This window comes from Klebsiella sp. WP8-S18-ESBL-06 (genome assembly GCF_014169755.1).
In the GTDB taxonomy this organism is placed as follows: Bacteria; Pseudomonadota; Gammaproteobacteria; order Enterobacterales; family Enterobacteriaceae; genus Kluyvera; species Kluyvera ascorbata_B.
Genome location: NZ_AP022256.1, coordinates 2,743,659 through 2,761,591, shown reverse-complemented (window position 1 = coordinate 2,761,591; position 17,933 = coordinate 2,743,659). Strand labels below are relative to the sequence as shown.

18 protein-coding genes, 1 tRNA gene and 1 other RNA gene are annotated in these 17,933 nt (G+C 53.7%); 14 read left to right on the top strand and 6 right to left on the bottom strand.

Going from position 1 to position 17,933, the window contains the following annotated elements; genetic code table 11:
* The first annotated feature begins 144 nt into the window (after window positions 1-144).
* From H7R76_RS13275 to narI, 4 genes are read left to right on the top strand one after another with little or no spacing between them, the layout of a single operon-like run.
* Window positions 145-3,888, top strand: a complete 3,744-nt coding sequence (locus tag H7R76_RS13275; protein WP_182965469.1) for a nitrate reductase subunit alpha — start codon at window positions 145-147, stop codon at window positions 3,886-3,888.
* Window positions 3,885-5,423, top strand: a complete 1,539-nt coding sequence (gene narH, locus H7R76_RS13270; protein ID WP_106928863.1) for a nitrate reductase subunit beta — start codon at window positions 3,885-3,887, stop codon at window positions 5,421-5,423. Before H7R76_RS13275 ends, narH begins: the two co-directional genes overlap by 4 nt.
* Window positions 5,420-6,130: a nitrate reductase molybdenum cofactor assembly chaperone gene (gene narJ / locus H7R76_RS13265; RefSeq protein ID WP_182929003.1), complete on the top strand. Its 711-nt coding sequence runs from the start codon at window positions 5,420-5,422 to the stop codon at window positions 6,128-6,130. The genes narH and narJ overlap by 4 nt, the downstream gene beginning before the upstream one ends.
* A complete protein-coding gene (narI, locus tag H7R76_RS13260) occupies window positions 6,130-6,807 on the top strand; it encodes a respiratory nitrate reductase subunit gamma (protein WP_035895580.1) in 678 nt (225 codons plus the stop codon). The genes narJ and narI overlap by 1 nt, the downstream gene beginning before the upstream one ends.
* Window positions 6,808-7,035: 228 nt before the next feature.
* Here narI and H7R76_RS13255 read toward each other — a convergent pair.
* The 4 genes from H7R76_RS13255 to H7R76_RS13240 form a co-directional block, all read right to left on the bottom strand.
* Window positions 7,036-7,159: non-coding RNA, RtT sRNA (locus H7R76_RS13255), on the bottom strand.
* A 46-nt stretch (window positions 7,160-7,205) separates the two neighbouring features.
* Window positions 7,206-7,290 (bottom strand) — tRNA-Tyr (locus H7R76_RS13250).
* 163 nt (window positions 7,291-7,453) lie between these two features.
* Window positions 7,454-8,296, bottom strand: coding sequence for a formyltetrahydrofolate deformylase (gene purU, locus H7R76_RS13245; protein WP_106930781.1), 843 nt, complete (start codon window positions 8,294-8,296; stop codon window positions 7,454-7,456).
* Window positions 8,297-8,342: 46 nt separating this feature from the next.
* Window positions 8,343-8,801, bottom strand: a complete 459-nt coding sequence (locus tag H7R76_RS13240) for a YchJ family protein (protein ID WP_106930783.1) — start codon at window positions 8,799-8,801, stop codon at window positions 8,343-8,345.
* A gap of 113 nt (window positions 8,802-8,914) precedes the next feature.
* Here H7R76_RS13240 and rssA point away from each other — a divergent pair, with 113 nt between their 5' ends.
* The 3 genes from rssA (at window position 8,915) to galU (ending at window position 12,156) form a co-directional block, all read left to right on the top strand.
* Window positions 8,915-9,826 carry a patatin-like phospholipase RssA gene (gene rssA / locus H7R76_RS13235; protein ID WP_106930785.1) on the top strand — a complete coding sequence of 304 codons (912 nt, stop codon included), beginning with the start codon at window positions 8,915-8,917 and terminating at the stop codon, window positions 9,824-9,826.
* Window positions 9,827-9,917: 91 nt separating this feature from the next.
* Window positions 9,918-10,931, top strand: a complete 1,014-nt coding sequence (rssB, locus tag H7R76_RS13230; RefSeq protein WP_182965468.1) for a two-component system response regulator RssB — start codon at window positions 9,918-9,920, stop codon at window positions 10,929-10,931.
* 316 nt (window positions 10,932-11,247) lie between these two features.
* A complete protein-coding gene (galU, locus tag H7R76_RS13225; RefSeq protein ID WP_106930789.1) occupies window positions 11,248-12,156 on the top strand; it encodes a UTP--glucose-1-phosphate uridylyltransferase GalU in 909 nt (302 codons plus the stop codon).
* Window positions 12,157-12,317: 161 nt separating this feature from the next.
* Here galU and hns read toward each other — a convergent pair whose 3' ends face one another.
* Together hns and H7R76_RS13215 are read right to left on the bottom strand one after the other, a co-directional pair.
* Window positions 12,318-12,731 (bottom strand): histone-like nucleoid-structuring protein H-NS, encoded by a 414-nt coding sequence (gene hns, locus H7R76_RS13220; protein ID WP_064545023.1) that lies wholly within the window; start codon window positions 12,729-12,731, stop codon window positions 12,318-12,320.
* Window positions 12,732-12,966: 235 nt separating this feature from the next.
* Window positions 12,967-14,195, bottom strand: a protein-coding gene (locus H7R76_RS13215) for an IS3-like element ISEc27 family transposase (protein ID WP_148116659.1) whose coding sequence is annotated in 2 segments (ribosomal slippage) — window positions 12,967-13,880 and window positions 13,880-14,195 — 1,230 coding nt in all. Because the reading frame shifts where the segments join, the coding sequence is not laid out codon by codon here.
* Window positions 14,196-14,545: 350 nt separating this feature from the next.
* Between H7R76_RS13215 and H7R76_RS13210 the strand changes: the two genes are divergently transcribed.
* The 7 genes from H7R76_RS13210 to H7R76_RS13180 all read left to right on the top strand — a co-directional run bounded on the left by H7R76_RS13210 (window position 14,546) and on the right by H7R76_RS13180 (window position 17,917).
* Complete coding sequence (locus H7R76_RS13210; protein WP_182965466.1) at window positions 14,546-14,995, top strand: hypothetical protein; 450 nt, start codon at window positions 14,546-14,548, stop codon at window positions 14,993-14,995.
* 139 nt (window positions 14,996-15,134) lie between these two features.
* On the top strand, window positions 15,135-15,734 hold the full coding sequence (locus tag H7R76_RS13205) for a DUF1367 family protein (protein WP_182965464.1): 600 nt from the start codon (window positions 15,135-15,137) through the stop codon (window positions 15,732-15,734).
* Entirely contained in the window at window positions 15,734-15,940 is a 207-nt protein-coding gene (locus H7R76_RS13200; protein ID WP_182967987.1) for a hypothetical protein, read from the top strand. The genes H7R76_RS13205 and H7R76_RS13200 overlap by 1 nt, the downstream gene beginning before the upstream one ends.
* Window positions 15,941-15,942: 2 nt before the next feature.
* The gene (locus tag H7R76_RS13195; protein ID WP_182965462.1) at window positions 15,943-16,554 is read left to right on the top strand and encodes a recombination protein NinG; all 612 of its coding nucleotides are present in this window, start codon (window positions 15,943-15,945) and stop codon (window positions 16,552-16,554) included.
* Entirely contained in the window at window positions 16,551-16,691 is a 141-nt protein-coding gene (locus H7R76_RS13190; RefSeq protein ID WP_182965460.1) for a YlcG family protein, read from the top strand. The genes H7R76_RS13195 and H7R76_RS13190 overlap by 4 nt, the downstream gene beginning before the upstream one ends.
* Window positions 16,688-17,500: an antitermination protein Q gene (locus tag H7R76_RS13185; RefSeq protein WP_182965458.1), complete on the top strand. Its 813-nt coding sequence runs from the start codon at window positions 16,688-16,690 to the stop codon at window positions 17,498-17,500. The genes H7R76_RS13190 and H7R76_RS13185 overlap by 4 nt, the downstream gene beginning before the upstream one ends.
* Before the next feature lie 228 nt (window positions 17,501-17,728).
* Window positions 17,729-17,917, top strand: coding sequence for a hypothetical protein (locus H7R76_RS13180; protein ID WP_182965456.1), 189 nt, complete (start codon window positions 17,729-17,731; stop codon window positions 17,915-17,917).
* The last annotated feature ends 16 nt before the right edge of the window (window positions 17,918-17,933 follow it).

Here is a 17,933-nt window from a genome sequence, read left to right as displayed (position 1 = left end):
TATGTGTGTTTTGCGTGGTGGTTGTTAAGCAAGAGCATCTTGATCGTTATCAATTCCCTTCATCTTTCAGCGCGTTACCTTCGCTGCAAATTCAGCAATGTCGACTTATCAGAGAGCCGTCAGGCTCCACACAGGAGAGACCCGATGAGTAAATTCCTGGACCGGTTTCGCTACTTTAAACAAAAGGGTGAAACATTTGCCGATGGGCACGGACAGATTCTAAATACCAACCGGGATTGGGAAGATGGATACCGCCAGCGCTGGCAGCATGACAAGGTGGTTCGTTCCACGCACGGCGTGAACTGCACCGGTTCCTGCAGCTGGAAAATCTACGTTAAAAACGGTCTGGTCACCTGGGAAACCCAGCAGACTGACTATCCGCGCACCCGCCCGGACCTGCCGAACCACGAACCTCGTGGCTGCCCGCGCGGCGCGAGCTATTCCTGGTACCTCTACAGCGCCAACCGCCTGAAATACCCGCTGATGCGTAAACGCCTGATGAAAATGTGGCGTGATGCGAAGAAACTGCACAGCGATCCGGTTGATGCCTGGGCCTCCATTATTGAAGATGCGGATAAAGCGAAAAGCTTTAAGCAGGCGCGTGGTCGCGGTGGTTTCGTTCGTTCCTCCTGGCAGGAAGTGAATGAGCTGATTGCGGCGTCTAACGTCTACACCGTAAAAACCTACGGCCCAGACCGTGTGGCAGGCTTCTCGCCAATTCCGGCGATGTCGATGGTCTCCTACGCCTCCGGCGCACGTTACCTTTCCCTGATTGGCGGTACCTGCCTGAGCTTCTACGATTGGTACTGCGACCTGCCGCCGGCTTCTCCGCAGACCTGGGGTGAGCAGACTGACGTTCCAGAATCAGCCGACTGGTATAACTCAAGCTACATCCTCGCCTGGGGTTCCAACGTTCCGCAAACGCGTACCCCGGACGCCCACTTCTTCACCGAAGTTCGCTATAAAGGCACCAAAACCGTTGCTATCACGCCGGACTACGCTGAAATCGCTAAACTTTGCGACCTGTGGTTAGCTCCGAAGCAGGGTACCGATGCGGCCATGGCGCTGGCCATGGGCCACGTGATGCTGCGTGAATTCCACCTCGACAAGCCGAGCCAGTACTTCACCGATTACGTTCGCCGCTATACCGACATGCCAATGCTGGTGATGCTGGAAGAGCGTGACGGCTTCTACGCCGCGGGCCGTATGCTGCGCGCAGCGGATCTGGTTGATGGCCTGGGCCAGGAAGAGCATCCAGAATGGAAAACCGTCGCCTTTGATGAAAAAGGTGAGATGATCGCGCCAAATGGTTCTATCGGTTACCGCTGGGGCGATAAAGGTAAGTGGAACCTCGAACAGCGCGACGGCAAAACCGGCGAAGAGGTTGAGCTGCGCCTCAGCCTGCTGGGCAGCCATGACGATGTTGCACAGGTTGGCTTCCCGTACTTTGGCGGCGACGGTACCGAACACTTCGCCAGCGTAGAACTGGAAAATATTCTGCTGCACAAACTGCCGGTGAAACGCCTGCAGCTGGCAGACGGCAGCACCGCGCTGGTGACCACCGTTTATGACCTGACCATGGCCAACTACGGCCTGGAACGCGGCCTGAACGATGAAAACTGCGCAACCAGCTACGAAGATATTAAAGCGTACACCCCGGCGTGGGCTGAGAAAATCACCGGTGTATCCAGCGCGCAGATCGTCCGTATCGCGCGTGAGTTCGCCGATAACGCCGATAAGACGCACGGTCGTTCGATGATCATCGTCGGTGCCGGTCTGAACCACTGGTACCACCTCGATATGAACTATCGTGGTTTGATTAACATGCTGGTGTTCTGCGGCTGCGTCGGTCAGAGCGGCGGCGGCTGGGCACACTACGTAGGCCAGGAAAAACTGCGTCCGCAGACCGGCTGGCAGCCGCTGGCGTTTGCCCTTGACTGGCAGCGTCCGGCTCGTCATATGAACAGTACGTCCTACTTCTATAACCACTCGAGCCAATGGCGCTATGAGTCGGTTACTGCACAGGAACTGCTGTCACCGCTGGCGGACAAATCTCGCTATACCGGTCACCTGCTGGACTTCAACGTGCGTGCTGAACGCATGGGCTGGCTGCCGTCTGCTCCGCAGTTAGGCACTAACCCACTGCGCATTGCCGATGAAGCGAAGAAAGCGGGTATGACCCCGGTGGACTACACCGTTAAAGCGCTGAAAGAAGGTTCTATCCGTTTTGCGGCTGAACAGCCGGAAAACGGTAAAAACCACCCGCGTAACCTGTTCATCTGGCGTTCTAACCTGCTGGGCTCTTCCGGTAAAGGTCACGAATACATGCTGAAGTACCTGCTGGGTACCGAGCACGGCATTCAGGGGCTGGATCTCGGCAAGCAGGGCGGCGTGAAGCCGGAAGAAGTGGAATGGCAGGATAACGGCCTCGACGGCAAGCTGGATCTGGTGGTGACGCTGGACTTCCGTCTGTCGAGCACCTGTCTATACTCCGACATCGTGCTGCCTACCGCGACCTGGTATGAAAAAGACGATATGAATACTTCGGATATGCATCCGTTTATTCATCCGCTGTCTGCCGCCGTTGACCCGGCCTGGGAATCAAAAAGCGACTGGGAAATCTACAAAGGCATCGCGAAGACATTCTCCGAAGTCTGCGTGGGGCACCTTGGTAAAGAAACCGACGTTGTCACGCTGCCAATTCAGCACGACTCCGCTGCCGAACTGGCACAGCCGTTAGACGTGAAGGACTGGAAAAAAGGCGAATGCGACCTGATTCCGGGCAAAACCGCACCGCACATTATTCCGGTTGAGCGTGATTATCCGGCAACCTATGAACGCTTTACCTCTATCGGCCCATTGATGGAAAAAATCGGTAACGGCGGTAAAGGGATTGCCTGGAACACCCAGAGTGAAATGGATCTGCTGCGTAAGCTCAACTACACCAAGGCGGAAGGCCCGGCGAAAGGCCAGCCTAAGCTGGACACAGCAATCGACGCCGCAGAGATGATTCTGACTCTCGCCCCGGAAACCAACGGTCAGGTGGCAGTAAAAGCCTGGGCGGCGCTGAGTGAGTTTACCGGTCGTGACCACACGCATCTGGCGCTCAACAAAGAAGACGAAAAAATTCGCTTCCGTGATATTCAGGCGCAGCCGCGCAAGATTATCTCCAGCCCAACCTGGTCCGGTCTGGAAGACGAACACGTCTCTTACAACGCTGGTTATACCAACGTTCACGAGCTGATTCCATGGCGTACGCTGTCTGGTCGTCAGTCGCTGTATCAGGATCACCAGTGGATGCGCGACTTCGGGGAAAGCCTGCTGGTTTACCGTCCGCCTATCGACACCCGCTCGGTAAAAGAGGTGATGGGTAAGAAATCTAACGGTTACCCAGAGAAGGCGCTGAACTTCCTGACGCCGCACCAGAAATGGGGCATTCACTCTACCTACAGCGACAACCTGCTGATGCTGACTTTAGGTCGCGGCGGCCCGGTGGTGTGGATGAGTGAAGAAGATGCCAAAGAGATCGGTATTGAAGACAACGACTGGATTGAAGTCTTTAACAACAACGGTGCACTGACCGCGCGTGCGGTAGTCAGCCAGCGTGTACCGGCCGGCATGACCATGATGTACCACTCGCAGGAACGTATCGTGAACCTGCCGGGTTCAGAAATTACCGGTCAACGCGGCGGTATCCATAACTCGGTGACCCGCATTACGCCAAAACCGACCCATATGATCGGTGGCTATGCGCACCTGGCCTACGGCTTTAACTACTACGGCACCGTAGGTTCAAACCGTGATGAGTTCGTGGTGGTACGTAAGATGAAGAACATTAACTGGCTGGACGGCGAAGGCAATGACCAGGTACAGGAGAGCGTAAAATGAAAATTCGTTCACAAGTCGGCATGGTGCTGAATCTCGATAAATGCATCGGCTGTCATACCTGCTCAGTCACCTGTAAAAACGTCTGGACCAGCCGTGAAGGGACCGAGTACGCATGGTTTAACAACGTTGAAACCAAGCCGGGCACCGGTTTCCCGACCAACTGGGAAGATCAGGAGAAGTACAAAGGCGGTTGGATCCGTAAAATCAACGGCAAGCTGGTACCGCGCATGGGTAACAAAGCGCTGCTGCTGGGTAAAATCTTCGCCAACCCGCATCTTCCGGGTCTGGATGATTACTACGAGCCGTTTGATTTTGACTACCAGACGCTGCACAACGCGCCGGCTGATAGCAAGGCGCAGCCGATTGCACGTCCACGCTCGCTGATTACCGGCAAGCGCATGGACAAAATCACCAAGGGTCCGAACTGGGAAGACGACCTCGGCGGTGAGTTCGAGAAGCTGTCGAAAGACAAAAACTTCGAGAACATGCAGAAGGCAATGTACGGCCAGTTCGAAAACACCTTCATGATGTACCTGCCGCGCCTGTGCGAGCACTGCCTGAATCCGGCGTGTGTTGCTACTTGCCCGAGCGGTGCAATTTACAAGCGTGAAGAAGATGGCATCGTACTGATCGATCAGGATAAGTGCCGCGGCTGGCGTATGTGCATCACCGGCTGCCCGTACAAAAAAATCTACTTCAACTGGAAAAGCGGTAAATCGGAAAAATGCGTTTTCTGTTACCCGCGTATCGAAGCCGGTCAACCGACAGTATGTTCTGAAACCTGCGTGGGCCGTATTCGTTACCTCGGCGTGCTGCTGTACGACGCGGATGCCATTGAAACCGCAGCCAGCACCGAGAACGAGAAAGACCTGTATCAGCGTCAGCTGGACGTGTTCCTCGATCCGAACGATCCGAAAGTGATCGAGCAGGCGCAGAAAGACGGTATCCCGCTGAGCGTGATTGATGCAGCACAGAAATCGCCGGTTTATAAAATGGCGATGGACTGGAAGCTGGCACTGCCGCTGCACCCGGAATACCGCACGCTGCCGATGGTCTGGTATGTGCCACCGCTGTCACCGATTCAGTCCGCAGCCGATGCGGGTGAACTGGGCAGCAACGGCATTCTGCCGGACGTGGAAAGCCTGCGTATCCCGGTTCAGTACCTGGCAAACCTGCTGACCGCAGGCGACACCCAACCGGTAGTGCTGGCGCTGAAACGTATGCTGGCGATGCGCCATTTCAAACGTACCGAGACCGTTGACGGTGTGATTGATACCCGCGCGCTGGAAGAGGTCGGTCTGACCGAAGCGCAGGCGCAGGAAATGTACCGTTACCTGGCGATTGCCAACTACGAAGATCGTTTCGTGGTACCAAGCAGTCACCGTGAACAAGCGCGCGACGCGTTCCCGGAGAAAAACGGTTGTGGCTTTAGCTTCGGCGATGGCTGCCACGGTTCGGACAGCAAGTTCAACCTGTTCAACAGCCGTCGTATTGATTCTGTGGATGTGAGCAGCAAAACGGAGCCACACGCATGATTGAACTCGTGGTGATTTCACGTCTCCTTGAGTACCCGGATGCTGCCTTATGGCAGCATCAAGGCGAACTCTTTGACGTTCTGTCTGAATCAGAAAAACTGGAAAAAGCGGATGCCCAGGCGCTGGGCGTTTTCCTGCGCGATTTAACCGCGCAGGATCTGCTGGATGCTCAGGCTGCCTACAGCGAGCTGTTTGACCGCGGTCGTGCGACGTCGCTGCTGCTGTTCGAACACGTGCATGGCGAATCCCGCGACCGCGGGCAGGCGATGGTCGATCTGCTGAATCAGTACGAGCAGCATGGCCTGGTTCTCGACAGCCGCGAGCTGCCGGACCACCTGCCGCTGTATCTGGAGTACCTGGCGCAGCTGCCAGAGAGCGAAGCGATTGGCGGCTTGCAGGACATCGCGCCGATTCTGGCGCTGCTCTGCGCGCGTCTGCAACAGCGTGAGAGTCGTTATGCGGTGCTGTTTGAGCAGTTGCTGAAGCTTGCGAACAGCGCGGTTGATGAAGCGAAAGTGGCGGAAAAAATTGCCGACGAAGCGCGCGATGATACGCCTCAGGCGCTGGATGCGGTGTGGGAAGAAGAGCAGGTGAAATTCTTTGCCGACCAGGGCTGTGGTGACTCGGAAATTACTCACCACCAGCGTCGTTTTGCCGGTGCCGTGGCCCCGCAATATCTGAATATCTCTAACGGAGGACAGCAATAATGCACTTCCTGAATATGTTCTTCTTCGACATTTATCCGTACATTGCGGGTTCTGTCTTCCTGATTGGCAGTTGGCTACGTTACGACTACGGCCAGTACACCTGGCGCGCCGCGTCCAGCCAGATGCTGGATCGTAAAGGGATGAATCTCGCATCTAACCTGTTCCACCTTGGGATCCTGGGCGTGTTCGCCGGTCACTTCCTGGGTATGCTGACGCCGCACTGGATGTATGAAGCGTGGCTGCCGCTGGAAGTCAAACAGAAGATGGCGATGTTTGGCGGTGGCGCGGCTGGCTTGATGTGTCTGGTCGGCGGCGTGCTGTTACTTAAACGCCGTTTGTTCAGCCCACGCGTGCGTGCGACGACGACCGGTGCTGACATCCTGGTGCTTTCCGTGCTGGTTATCCAGTGTGCGCTGGGCCTGCTGACCATTCCGTTCTCGGCGCAACATATGGACGGCAGCGAGATGATGAAACTGGTTGGTTGGGCGCAGTCCGTGGTGACCTTCCACGGTGGTGCGTCTGCACACCTGGACGGCGTGGCGTTTATCTATCGTATGCACCTGGTGCTGGGGATGACGCTGTTCCTGCTGTTCCCATTCTCGCGTCTGGTGCACATCTGGAGCGTGCCGGTCGAGTATTTGACCCGCAAGTATCAGATTGTTCGTGCGCGCCATTAATACGGCGTAGTGACGTGCTAAACCCCGCTTCGGCGGGGTTTTTTGTTTGTGCGGCCTGTGTTCCCCGGCGGCGCTGCGCTTGGCCGGGCTACACGGATATCGAAGCATTTGTAGCCCGGCCAAGCGCAGCGCCGCCGGGATATATATGGCAGAGACGCAAAATAGAGCTAAAGAAATAACAGAGATGTATTTGAATGTTTAATTGGGGAAGATACAACCGGGAGAAGATGGTGGTGGGGGAAGGATTACTCAGCGCTACGCGCTTCGGGTCGTTGTCTGCGACAACGCTTTCTCGCTACGCTCGAATCGAACCTTAGTCGAAGCGTCTCATCCTTCCCCGCATGGGCAGAATATACAATTTTAGCGTTTTAATTAAATGAGATACTATCAGGAAGTGATGGTGGTGGGGGAAGGATTCGAACCTTCGAAGTCGATGACGGCAGATTTACAGTCTGCTCCCTTTGGCCGCTCGGGAACCCCACCACTGGGGTAATGCTAGGTTTTACTGGCCTGCTTCCTTCTCGGGAAGCGGGGCGCATCATATCAAATGACGCGCCGCTGTAAAGCATTCGTTTGTCGAAAATGAACTGTTTGCCTGCTTTTTATCCGTAACGGGTTAAAGCTAATCAATTCATTTCGCTAACGATTAAAGAATAATCGTCCGGTTACCGTACACAAAGACGCGCTGTGCCAGCACCTGATAAAGCGCGCGGCTGAGCACGTTTTTTTCTACATCGCGCCCGGCGCGCATCATATCTTCTGCTGTATAGGTATGATCGACGTGAATCACATCCTGCATAATGATCGGACCTTCGTCCAGGTTATCGTTGACGTAGTGGGCGGTGGCACCAACGATCTTCACGCCGCGTTCATAGGCCTGGTGATACGGACGCGCGCCGATGAAGGCCGGCAGGAACGAGTGGTGAATATTGATGATTTTGTTCGGGAAGCGGGCAACAAACTCCGGCGTCAGCACGCGCATATATTTCGCGAGCACGACATAATCCGGCTGGTGGGCTTCAATGGCATCCGCCATCAGCTTGTCGTGCTCCTCGCGGGCAAGACCCTCGTGGCTGACCAGTTCGAACGGAATACCAAAACGTTCAACCAGCGAACGCAGCGTATCATGGTTGCCAATAACGGCAGCAATCTCAACGTCCAGGCCGCCGTAGTTCGCCTTCATTAACAAATCGCCCAGGCAGTGCGCCTCTTTGGTCACCAGAATCACGATACGGCGACGCCCGGCGGGATTCAGCTCGCGTACCGAACCTTCCGGCAGGGCGCTGTCCAGATCGGCCAGCAGGGTTGCATCGTTGAAGATCCCTTCCAGCTCGGTACGCATAAAGAAACGCCCGGTGCGGTGATCGACAAATTCATTGTTCTGCACGATGTTCAGTTCGTGTTTGTAACAGATATTGGTAATGCGCGCGATCAGGCCTTTCTGGTCAGGGCAGATTGTGCGTAAAACTTTTCGTTGGATGGAATGCATTGCCGGGTAAATCCTGTTGATGATGTTTGCGAAGCTGTTGCCGGGCCTACTGCCCGCAGCATTTTTTAAATTTCTTCCCTGAACCACAGGGGCAGGGATCGTTTCTGCCAATGACTGGCCGTGTGCCATCGATATAATACCACTGCCCGTTTTCTTTTAAGAATCGTGAACGCTCAATGATGGCGCCGTTCTTGTTATGTTCACGAAAACGGGCAACGAAGCTCACGAAGCCTTCGTCGGCGTGGCGGCCGTCTTCCTCGGCGAAAACGGTGAGCCCCAGCCATTCAGTATGGGCGAAACCGTTGCGAATGTCGTCGCGAAACGCGTCGGCCTGACAGGTGGGGTGCCAGGTTTTCACCAGATAATCTGCATCCTTCTTCACGAAGGCGCAATAGCGCGAACGCATAAGACTCGATGGGCTGGGGGCCGCGGCATTGCCAGACAGATAAGGCTGGCAACATAAGCTATACTCGAGAGCGCTCCCACAAGGGCAAAGTTCAGACAAAGAGATCTCCCTGATTCGATAAAATAACGGCGAGGTTTCGCCTGATTGCGATATGGTAACCGAGCGATGGAGATGATGCCACGCCAGAAATAAGAGGATGTTCGTCGGTAACAATGAGAAAAATTAAAATCGGCCTGGCGTTGGGTTCAGGAGCGGCGCGCGGCTGGTCGCATATCGGCGTGATTAAAGCGCTACAGAAAATGGGCATTGAAGTTGATATTGTTGCCGGTTGCTCTATTGGTTCACTGGTAGGGGCAGCTTACGCCAGCAACCAGCTTCCCGCGCTCGAGCAGTGGGTGTGTTCGTTTAGCTACTGGGATGTACTGCGCCTGATGGATCTCTCCTGGCGGCGCGGTGGGTTGCTGCGCGGTGAACGCGTATTTAATCAATATCGGCAGATTATGCCCAATGACACCATTGAGCAGTGCGAGCGACGCTTTGCGGCCGTCGCCACCAATTTAAGCACCGGTCGCGAGTTGTGGTTTACGGAAGGTGATTTACATATGGCCGTGCGCGCGTCATGCAGTATTCCCGGTCTGATGGCGCCGGTGTTGCATAACGGCTACTGGTTAGTTGACGGTGCGGTGGTTAACCCGGTACCGGTTTCGCTCACGCGTGCGCTGGGCGCGGACATTGTTATCGCTGTCGATTTGCAACATGACGCACATCTTATGCAGCAGGATCTGCTGTCCGTGAATATTCAACCCGATGCGGAGATCGATGAGTCTCCCGATGAGCTATCATGGCATGAACGCCTGCGCGCTCGGCTAGGACGCGTTGCCTCACGTCGTTCCGTGGTGGCGCCTACGGCAATGGAAATCATGACCACATCGATACAGGTGCTGGAAAACCGTCTCAAGCGTAACCGCATGGCGGGTGACCCGCCGGATATTTTACTGCAACCGTTTTGTCCCCAGATCTCAACTCTGGATTTTCATCGAGCCTCATCTGCAATCGCCGCGGGCCAACAAGCGGTTGAAAAAAAGACAGATGAGCTTTTGCCTTTGGTTCAGAGTTCAACTTAAGGCACTTTTTTCGACTACTTCAGCAAAATCTGAAAGGCGATGATCGCAATAGCATGCCACTATTTAAATATCGTCGGGCAGGGGAGATATCATGACGCAGCCGTTGGCGGGTAAACACATTTTAATTGTCGAAGACGAACCCGTTTTCCGCTCACTTATGGATTCATGGCTTTCGTCGCTTGGCGCGCGCACGTTGCTGGCCCAGGACGGCGTTGATGCGCTCTCGCAGATAGAGTGTCAGAGGCCAGATCTGATGATTTGCGACCTGGCCATGCCAAGGATGAACGGCCTGCAGTTGGTGGAGCATTTGCGTAATGCAGGTGATGCCTTGCCGATTCTGATTATTTCCGCGACTGAAAATATGGCCGATATCGCGAGGGCACTGCGCCTTGGCGTGCAGGATGTGTTATTAAAGCCGGTGAAAGACCTCAACCGGCTGCGGGAAACCGTGCTGGCTTGTCTGTATCCCAATATGTTTAATTCCCGAGTGGAAGAGGAAGAGCGGTTATTTGAAGATTGGGATGCGTTAGTGAGCAATCCGGCAGCGGCGGCAAAACTGTTACAAGAGCTACAGCCGCCGGTGCAGCAAAAAATATCCCATTGCCGGATAAATTATCGCCAGCTGATGGCGGTGGATGCGCCAGGCTTAGTTTTGGATATTGCGCCGCTTTCTGAACACGATCTGGCATTTTATTGTCTGGATGTTACCCGCGCGGGTGATAATGGCGTTCTTGCCGCATTGCTATTACGTGTGCTGTTTAATGGTCTGCTGCAAGAGCAGTTCGCGCATCAAGGCCAGCGTCTGCCAGAATTAGGCAGTTTGTTAAAACAGGTTAATCAACTGCTCCGTCAGGCCAATCTACCCGGCCAGTTCCCGCTGCTGGTGGGTTATTATCACAGCGGGTTAAAAAATCTTATCCTGGTATCGGCCGGTTTGAACGGCACATTAAATACCGGCGACCATCAAATACAAATAAGCAATGGCGTACCGCTGGGTACGTTAGGAAACGCCTACCTTAACCAAATAAGCCAGCGCTGCACTTCATGGCAGTGCCAGATTTGGGGTAAAGGCGGCCGTTTACGCTTAATGTTGTCTGCGGAATGAGCAAACGCATTTTTTTTCAGGGATAGCTTTAACAGCTTAACTGCCGTGGTGATACTATCAGGCAAATTGATGTGGATATACTCGTCATACTTCAGCGTGCTGTGCGTTGAACGAACCCGTTATCTTCGGCTTAGGTGATTTATGCCAGCGCCGATCTTATGGGCGGCGCTCCTCCTTCAGCCCGACTTTCGAGTATAAATCTTAATTCGAGGTCATCGCGTCCTTTTCAGAGCAGCCTCAGTAGGTTGTGATGATATACTCGGCGCGTTATTAATAAACGAGCAAGTTCAAAGTTTGAACAGTTCAGGAGATTTGAATGGCTGCCCTAAATTCGAAAGTAAGAAAGGCTGTTATCCCGGTTGCCGGATTAGGTACAAGGATGTTGCCTGCCACCAAAGCAATTCCTAAGGAAATGCTGCCGCTGGTGGATAAGCCTTTAATTCAGTATGTCGTGAACGAGTGTATTGCAGCTGGTATCACTGAAATTGTGCTGGTGACTCATTCTTCTAAGAATTCTATTGAAAACCACTTCGACACCAGCTTCGAACTTGAAGCGATGCTGGAGAAGCGCGTTAAGCGTCAGCTTCTCGACGAAGTGCAGGCTATTTGCCCGCCGCACGTCACCATTATGCAGGTTCGCCAGGGTCTGGCGAAAGGCCTGGGCCACGCGGTACTGTGCGCGCACCCGGTGGTCGGCGATGAGCCCGTTGCGGTCATTCTGCCGGACGTTATTCTCGACGAATATGAATCCGATCTGAGCCGTGAAAACCTGGCCGAAATGATTAGCCGTTTCGATGAAACCGGCGTGAGTCAAATCATGGTCGAACCGGTTGCAGACGTGACGGCCTACGGCGTGGTTGACTGCAAAGGCGCAGAGCTGAAGCCTGGCGACAGCGTACCGATGGTGGGCGTCGTTGAGAAGCCGAAAGCCGACGTTGCGCCGTCTAATCTGGCGGTCGTTGGGCGTTATGTTCTTGGCGCGGATATCTGGCCGCTGCTGGCGAAGACCCCTCCGGGAGCCGGCGATGAAATCCAGCTGACTGACGCGATTGATATGCTGATCGATAAAGAAACCGTCGAAGCATACCATATGAAAGGCAAAAGCCATGACTGTGGTAATAAGCTGGGTTATATGCAGGCGTTTGTTGAATACGGTATTCGTCACAATACGCTGGGCGAAGAGTTCAAAGCGTGGCTGCAAGATACGCTGGGCATTGCTAAGTAATATAGCGGATGCTTTAAAAAGCCGGGGAAACCCGGTTTTTTTATTTCTGAATAACACAAAAGGATAAAAAATGAGCGTGCTTGCGTAGGTGCGTTCGTGCAGACGGGGTATTGTGGATATAAAAAATCCCGCCGTAGCGGGATTTTTGCGAAGCGTAAGGATTAATCCTTGATCAGGAAGTCGTCCAGAGATTTACCCTGTTCGTCCATCGCTTTTTTGATAACTGCCGGGGTACGACCCTGGCCGGTCCAGGTTTTGGTTTCGCCGTTTTCGTCAACATAGCTATATTTAGCCGGACGTGCAGCGCGTTTTGCTTTGGTGCCGGTTTTAGCAGCAGCCATGCTATTCAGCAGTTCGTTCGGATCAATACCGTCAGCAATCAGCATTTCGCGATATTGTTGCAGTTTACGGGTGCGCTCTTCGATTTCCGCAGCAGCTGCGTTTTCTTCTTCGCGACGTTCGTTAACAACAACTTCTAATTTTTCCAGCATTTCTTCAAGCGTTTCAAGGGTGCATTCTCTTGCCTGCGCACGAAGAGTACGGATGTTGTTCAAAATTTTAAGTGCTTCGCTCATTGTAGTAATCTCAAACTTATATTGTGGGGTGGTTTGTTGAAGTAATAATAGAGCGATAAAATCAGATGTGCAATAGGGAAGAATGTAAGGAATTCAAAATAACGTGTTATTTGATGCTGCCATTAATATTTATAAGTTAAATTGCGGCCAGACTTCTTCGGTTGAACGGTCGTTATTGCGGGAAAGCGCAGCGGGATAACGAGTGCCATGCTGAAGCACACGGGTGGATTGGCCCCTATATTTCCATACACTTTTTATCACTTAACCCATTACTGGTTCGCCGCCGCAGATATTCCCGTGGCGAACGATACCCCAGTGCACTATGCGGATGCCATTCGTTGTAATGTTCGAAGGCCTCCGCAAGGTTCTTTACCGCTGTTAACCCGTCGGGTTTCGGCATGATGCTGATGTAATCGCGCTTCATCGTTTTCACGAAGCTCTCTGCCATCCCGTTGCTTTCCGGGCTACGTACCGCCGTATGTTTAGGCTCCAGTCCTACCATTCTGGCGAACTGACGCGTCTGATAAGAACGGTAGGCTGAACCGTTGTCTGTCAGCCACTCAACTGGGGATGTCGGCAGGCTGTTACCGAAACGACGCTCCACGGCACCCAGCATGACGTCCTGCACGGTTTCACTGTCATATCCACCGTTACTGGCCGCCCAGTAAAGTGCCTCGCGATCGCAACAGTCCAGAGCGAACGTGACCCGCAGTTTTTCACCGTTATCACAGCTGAACTCGAAGCCGTCAGAGCACCACCGCTGGTTACTTTCTCCAACGGCCACTTTCCCTGTATGCGCCCGCTTCGATGGCGGTATTTCCGGTTTACGCTCAAGCAGCAGCGCATTCTGACGCATGATGCGGTATACGCGTTTGGCATTGATCACCGCCATGTCGTCAGTTTCTGATTGTCTGCGCAGCAGTGCCCATACCCGACGATAACCATAGGTGGGCAGATCGCCGATAACGGTATGGATACGGGCCAGCGCGTCAGTATCATCAGGCTTGCGCTTGCACCGACGATCCTGCCAGTCCTTTGACCGACGGGCCATGGCATGCAGTTGCGCACGTGAGACCCGGAGGCAACGACTGACAAGGCTTATTCGCCATCCTCCGGCAACAAGGGCACGTGCGCTATCCACTTTTTTTGTCGGCCATATTCAACGGCTTCTTTTAGCAGCTCGTTTTCCATGGTTTTCTTGCCCAACAGGCGTTGCAGCTCTTTAATTTGCTTCATCGCAGATGCCAGCTCCGACGCGGGCACAACCTGTTCTCCTGCGGCAACGGCTGTAAGGCTGCCTTCCTGATACTGCTTACGCCACAGGAACAGCTGACTGGCAGCAACGCCATGCTGACGGGCGACCAGCGACACGGTCATTCCGGGCTCAAAACTCTGCTGAACAATGGCGATTTTTTCCTGAACACTTCGCCGTCTGCGCTTCTCTGGACCTAAAACATCAATCATTCGGACTCCAACGACTAGTCTAAAAACTAGTATTAAGACTATCACTAACTTAAGTGATACCAACTGTCTGGAGATTCAGGGGGCCAGTCTAATTCGAGATAACGCTACGGCTATCGACCTGCCTGACGATGTTGCTGAAGCTATGGCTGACGAGAGGGGATATCCGGATATCAACCCGGAGATGGCCTGGGAAGAGTGGTTGGCGTTTAGGTAGTAGCACATTCGTCGTGTCTGTTGTTTCGAGGTTGATATATATCAAACGTTAGACTGAAGTTAGTTGTCCGGAGTCAGTGGCTTTGTTGTTATATCTTCAAGGATTGCGATAAGCGCACTGATGGCAGGAGGCCCGGATGAAAATTAAAAAAATTCAATTCATGAATCAACCCACTGTAATGCTGGCTCTATTTTTGGCCGTTGTTCTGTTGGGTGTGCTTAGTTTTACGACTTGCTCATCTCCGGGACCACAAGAGAGCGTGATACATAAGGCTCAAGTCGAAAAAAATGTTTGGCTATATGTGACTAAATCGGAACAACCGATTGAACGTGGGCTATACCGCTATTTCCTTGTGGATCAGGTTCAGGATGATACCAATGCGCTGGATGTGCTTAAATTCGTTAGGCCCATTCTGGTTTCGGACCGTGATGATGTTACATTTGTTGGCAATGGCTCTACTTTGGAAATTTCAGTAACTGGACATATCCTGTCGTTCACCACTGCGAGCGAGGCTAATGAGAGTTACGGTAAGATTTTTTCTGAGATAAAACTGCATATCCTTAACCCTAGAACCATTGAAAACTGATGGGGCTCGGGGTCGATTCCCTCTCAGTACTCACATAACCCGCCACGGCGGGTTTTTACATTGATTTCCCATTATCACCTGTACATAATGTCAGTGTCAGCTTGAACAACTGACAGCCTTATGCGCCACGGAGAAGACCATGGCGCAGTTACAACTCATCAAGCAAAACTCTGGAATCCTGATCCCGGCGACGCCGGAGACCAGCGATATTCTGCAATCAAAAATTAAGCTCGGCGCCGTGCTGGTGGCTGAGTTCAAACAGGTCCGCAATCCGGCATTTCATCGCCGCTTCTTCGCACTGCTCAACCTCGGCTTCGAATACTGGGAACCTGCCGGCGGTGCTATCTCGTCAAACGAGCGCAGGCTGGTAACCGGCTACGCCAAATACCTGTCTGCATACGGTGGCAACGAAGGCGCGCTGCTGGATGCCGCTGAACAATATCTTGACCAGATCGCCAGTCGCCGTGTCACCAACGGCATCAGCCTGTGCAAATCCTTTGATGCGTACCGGGCCTGGGTAATCGTAGAGGCCGGGCATTACGACGCTATTCAGCTGCCGGACGGCACGCTTCGCAAGCATCCCCGCAGCATCTCATTTGCCAACATGGACGAAATCGAGTTCCAGCAGCTGTACAAGGCCGCGCTCGATGTTCTCTGGCGCTGGATATTGTCCCGCACGTTCCGCACGCAGCAGGAGGCCGAGAACGCCGCGGCTCAGCTGATGAGTTTCGGGGGATGATGCCGATGAAATTTAGCTGGTTCCATCATCAAGAATGCACCACAGAACAGGCCGACGAACTGCTGGCCAACTACCGGCGCCGCGGCGTCAAAGTCGAGCGCAGCCTGAACCGTGACAACATCACCTGGACTGTCAGCGCGCAGCTGCCGGAAGGCGACAAAGCGCCGCGCCCGAGCCGGGTATGGCAAAGCAAGGCGTGGGGGTAAGCATGGCTAAGCTACCGCGCCGCAAGTGCGCCAACAAAGAATGCCGTCAGTGGTTCCACCCTGCGCGCGACACGCAGACAGTGTGCGGCTATGAGTGTGCCAGCGCCGTTGCCAAAGAACAGACCAGGAAAGCCCGCGAAGCCGCGCTGCGCAAGGAGCTATCGCATCAGCGCGCCGTCGAGAAGAAAGAGCGTGCGGCCTGGCGCCAGCGCAAAGCCGCGGTTAAACCGCTGAAGCACTGGGTTGACCTGACGCAGCGCGCCGTGAACGACATTTGCCGCGAGACTGAGCTGGCAGAAGGGCGGGGCTGTATTTCTTGCGGAACGAAAACAGCGTTCGCATGGCATGCAGGGCACTACCGCACGACGGCCGCCGCCGGGCACCTGCGCTTCACCCGCTTCAACATCCATCTTCAGTGTGACGCCTGCAACGTCTACAAATCCGGGAACATCGAAGCATACCGGGCCGCGCTGGTGGAGCGTTACGGCGAAGAGCCGGTGCTGGCACTGGAGAACAACAACACCCCGCACCGCTGGACGGTCGAAGAGCTGAAGGAAATCAGGCTCGCGGCCCTGGCGGATTTGCGCACGCTGAAAAAGCAGGAGGCCGCGTGACATTCGAATCCTATTTTGCCGATCACCTCCGCGTTCGCTGGCAGCGGCTGCGCTTATACCACTTTCCCGGCTCTGTGCTTACGGACTACCGGATACTGAAAAATTACGTGAAAACCTGTGCTGGAGAAACGCTATGAACCTCGAATCAATCGCTAAATATTTTGCACCGAAGTCCCCGATGTTCAGTGACTCCTCACGGGCAACTGCTACTGACAACCTCACCGGAACGGATGTAATGGCAGCACTGGGCCTGGTTAACGCGAAATGCGGATTTGGTTTTGATCTTTACTTGGCAAAAATTGGTATCAGCAGCCCAGACCGGGCGATGGAGGCGCTCTGTGAAACAGCCGAACAATTATCAAAACGACATAGCGCGATTTGTGGACTCAGCGAAAGCGTACGCCGCCGCGTTATCGAAATCCTTTGCACCTTTGCTTACCAGGACTACACGCGAAGTGCTGCAAGCGTTCGCAGCTGCGAATGTTGCGGTGGCGAGGGATTTACCGAAGCAGAAGTATTCACTAATAAAGTCCAGTACCCGGACGGGAAGCCGCCTAAGTGGGCAAAGGTCACAAAAGGCGTTTGCCCGTCATACTGGGAGGAATGGAAGTCGGTTCGGGATACAGCGCGCGTTTTATGCTCTGCATGTAACGGAAAGGGTGTTATCAGCAATGCGTGCCGCTGCCATGGGAAGGGAAAGGTGCTGGATAAAGAGGCCACGCGGTTGCAGGGCGTTCCAGTGATGAAAGAATGCGGGAAGTGCTCGGGCAGGGGATATGCCAGATTGCCAGCGGAGAACGCCAGGAAGGCCATATGCGCAGAGGTCATGGAAATTAGCCAACCGACCTGGTCCCGCAGCTACAAGCCGTTCTACGAGCAACTGATAACTCAATGCCACATGGAAGAGAGTAGCGCTGATGCTGCTTTGAAGTCCGTCACACGATAGCAGCAGTGTTTTGCTAATACGCAGCATTTTAAAAGCAAGGTATTGCATGTTCGAATAAAAAGGACTAATCTACGTCCAACAATGGGATATTCTGCTCATACGTTAGCGAATACATTCAAGCCCTGCGGTTAACCCCGTGGGGCTTTTGCTTTATAGCGATTTAAGATTTTCTAAAACCATGCATCCTTCAGCACCTTTATAATTCCCTCTCACCGTACAGGAGGGGATATGAAAGAAGGGTATTACTGGATTCAACACGATGGCATCGTTGAAGTAGCTTACTTCACACCAGAAGAGTTTGAAGACATTGAAACTGGCAGGACGGTGACCGGCATATGGCATCTGGCCATGAATGACGATATCTGCCACAACGGTGAAGCAGAGGTTCTCGAAGGGCCGCTGCAGCCACCGAAATAAAAACACCAAACACTCA